Source organism: Rhodoferax sp., from assembly GCF_037143375.1.
Lineage (GTDB): Bacteria > Pseudomonadota > Gammaproteobacteria > Burkholderiales > Burkholderiaceae_C > Rhodoferax.
Window position 1 is genome coordinate 1 of the sequence record NZ_JBAWYV010000254.1, and the last position, 2919, is coordinate 2919.

General features: G+C 57.6%; 5 protein-coding genes. 2 read left to right on the top strand and 3 right to left on the bottom strand.

Annotated elements, in window-relative coordinates:
• On the top strand, positions 1 to 281 hold a 281-nt coding region (locus tag WCG50_RS18615; RefSeq protein ID WP_336901092.1), incomplete at its 5' end, for a hypothetical protein.
• Positions 282 to 404: 123 nt separating this feature from the next.
• Here WCG50_RS18615 and WCG50_RS18620 read toward each other — a convergent pair.
• Positions 405 to 719, bottom strand: coding sequence for a HigA family addiction module antitoxin (locus WCG50_RS18620; protein WP_336901093.1), 315 nt, complete (start codon positions 717 to 719; stop codon positions 405 to 407).
• 10 nt (positions 720 to 729) lie between these two features.
• On the bottom strand, positions 730 to 1008 hold the full coding sequence (locus WCG50_RS18625) for a type II toxin-antitoxin system RelE/ParE family toxin (protein ID WP_336901094.1): 279 nt from the start codon (positions 1006 to 1008) through the stop codon (positions 730 to 732).
• Between the two features lie 28 nt (positions 1009 to 1036).
• Here WCG50_RS18625 and WCG50_RS18630 point away from each other — a divergent pair, with 28 nt between their 5' ends.
• Positions 1037 to 1285, top strand: a complete 249-nt coding sequence (locus WCG50_RS18630; protein ID WP_336901095.1) for a hypothetical protein — start codon at positions 1037 to 1039, stop codon at positions 1283 to 1285.
• Positions 1286 to 1547: 262 nt separating this feature from the next.
• Here WCG50_RS18630 and WCG50_RS18635 read toward each other — a convergent pair whose 3' ends face one another.
• On the bottom strand, positions 1548 to 2753 hold the full coding sequence (locus tag WCG50_RS18635; RefSeq protein ID WP_336901096.1) for an integrase arm-type DNA-binding domain-containing protein: 1206 nt from the start codon (positions 2751 to 2753) through the stop codon (positions 1548 to 1550).
• Between the last annotated feature and the right edge of the window lie 166 nt (positions 2754 to 2919).

The window sequence follows — 2919 nt, forward strand, 5'->3', positions numbered from 1 at the left end:
GCACAGTGCTGACGTTTGGCCAGGCCGCCACGCTGGCCACCGGTCTGGCATCGACGATGGCAAGGCTTGCGCCTGATCGAGGTGCGGTACCAGCTCACGGTGCAGCGGCTCAGTGCGTTGCACTTGGTGCAGTGGTCGAGGTGTTGACGCTTGCCGGGCTGGCACGGATCACGGCCTCGACTGTGGCAAGGCTTGCGCCTGATCGAGGTGCGCCACCAGCTCACAGTGCAGTGGCTCAGGCGCTCAGGGCGTTGCACCTGGTGCAGCCGGTCACATGCTGACGGTAACGGCCATGCTGCCCAGCGGTCAAGAGTGGCACCAGCTCACCAAATCAAAGCCCATCGGCTCACGCCACCGGCAACGATCCGGGCCGCAGTTCGCCAGTTTGTGTGGGTTGTGCGTGTTCAGGCTGCCATCGCTGGGGCGGGTTGAACGCGCATGGGCGTGGCTTTGAATCGCAGTGCTGCTTGCCACACGTCATAGGCGCTCTGTTCTGCCAGCCACAGCCGGGCCTCGCCGCCACGGTCAACACCTAGCCATGCCTCAAGACGCAGGGCCATTTCAGGCGATATAGCAGCCCGGCCATTCAGCACGCGGGAAAGTGCCACGCGGGAAACATCCAATTGCGCGGCGGCTTCGGTGACATTCAACCCAAGCGCGGGCAACACGTCATCACGCAGCGTCAGGCCGGGGTGTGGGGGGTTAAACATGCGTGTCATGGTGCGGTTCCTAGTGGTAATCCATGTAATCAACAAGCACAGCGTCTGTGCCTTCAAACGTGAATGTCATTCGCCAGTTGCCATTGACCGACACGGCCCAATGCCCTTTCATATCTTCTGACAGGGGGTGCAAGCGCCAGCCCGGCATATTCATATCCCGTTCACAGGTAGCCACGTCCAGACGTGCCAGTAATCGCGCCAGTTTGGGCGCATGGTCTGGCCGGATGCCCGCTTTTGTGCCACGTTCAAAAAATGCCTGTAGCCCTTTATGGCCGAATGACTGAATCATGTTAAATTGTATCTCGTAGCGATACAAATTGCAATTAACCATTGCAGCACAAGACTCATCGGTTCAAGTGGTCGAGGTGGTGCAGTCGTTTGCATTGGTGACGCTCACAGCTTCAACGTTGGCCACGGCCAAGGTGCTGACGATAAAGGAGCAAACCGCCGCCCGGGTGACTGTGCCAAGAGGGAGGCCCCCTCGCGCTGATTTCCGGCACGGTGCAAAGACTGCCAACAAAGGGCAAAGCGGGAACCGGGCGGGGTTTGGCCGTGGGGACAAGTAAAGAGATAAGAGTGTTTTTCAATTTCACTATATAAAAGTGTTCTCACTTTGTTCTCACTTTGTTCTCAGTTTGTTCTCACTTTGTTCTCAGTCCGCTATCGGCCTCTAACCCGCATGGTTGTTGGGTTTCGTTGGTTTGTTCTCAGTGTTCCAGTGATTTCAAGAATTAGCAGCTAGTGAAAATGTCGAAACGCTCTTAAAAGTCGAAAAAAAAACCGCCCGTCAGTACATCGGGGCGGCTTGTTGGAGCGAATTTTCAGCGGTCAGGCGGCCCGCTGGGGCATCTGAATTACGTTACCGGCCTTGCGCCCGTCCAGGTAATCAGCCCACCACTGCATTAAGCGTTCTCGGTCTTTCAGGTAGGTGGAGCGGTGGTACGCGGCCCTGATCTCATTTGCCTCTTTGTGGGCTAGTTGCCGCTCTATCACGTCAGGATTCCAGTTATTTTCATTCGCCACCGTGGAGAACAGCGCCCGGAAACCATGGGCGGTCGCGGTGTATTTGTAGCCCATGCGTGCCAGGGCTGAATTAAAGGTGTTTTCGCTCAGGGGTTTACTGCGATAGACGGGGCTGGGGAACACTAGCGCACAGTCTCCGCTCAGAGTCTGCATAAATCGCAGAATCTCCACCGCCTGCGCTGACAGTGGCACCCGGTGTTCGGTGCGCATCTTCATGCGTTCAGCAGGTATGACCCACAGCGCCGCGTCAAGGTCGAATTCTGCCCACAGTGCCCCGCGTGTTTCACCTGGTCGGGTTGCGGTCAGGATCATGAAGCGCAGCCCGTGCACGGTTGTTGGGTCGCCTTCGTAGGCTGCCAGCTTGGGTAAAAACTCGGGCAATTCTTTGTCAGTCATCGCGGCCCGGTGTTGCACGGTGCGGGGCTTCAGCACTTCAGACGGCACCAGATCAAGCATGGGGTTCGACTCGATTCGCTCATGGATCACTGCCCATCGATACACCGCCTTAACTCGCTGCAGCACCCGCCCGGCTTGGTCAGCAGCGCCCCGGGCTTCGATCTTTTTCACAGCCTCCATGATTTCGCCGGGTTTGATGGCTGCAAGCGGCCTCGAACCCAGTGTTTTAAAAATATCATTTTCCAGCGTGGCACGAATGCGCCCGGCGGTTTCAATATCCCATCGTGACGCCTGGTGTGTCATCCAGTCGCGGGCCACGGCTTCAAAGGTGTTGACGGTTTCAAATGCGGTCTTGGCCTTGTCTGCCCTGCGCAGCTCGCCGGGGTCAATGCCATCTTTCAGCACTTGCCTTGCCTTGCTGGCCAAATCCCGGGCGTCTTTCAGGCTCACGCCGGGATAGACCCCAAAGGCCAGCCGCTTTTCTTTGCCGCCGTAGCGGTACTTCATGCGCCAGTACCGGCCCCCGGTCTTGGTCAGCTCCAAATAAAGGCCGAAGCCGTCCGCGTGTTTGCCGGGGTCGGTCAGGTTGCGCAATTGCGCGTCAGTCAGTGGCATGGGGGGGGTATCCTTCGCAGTCTGGGGGCATAAATGGGGGCACATTTCGCCATCATACGAGAAAGACCCAGCATTCATGCGGGTTTGCGGCCGGTTTGCGTGTGCGGCCTCGGCACCAATTGAAGATTTCAGGTCTTATCAAGACCACTTAAAACCCGCTTAGTCT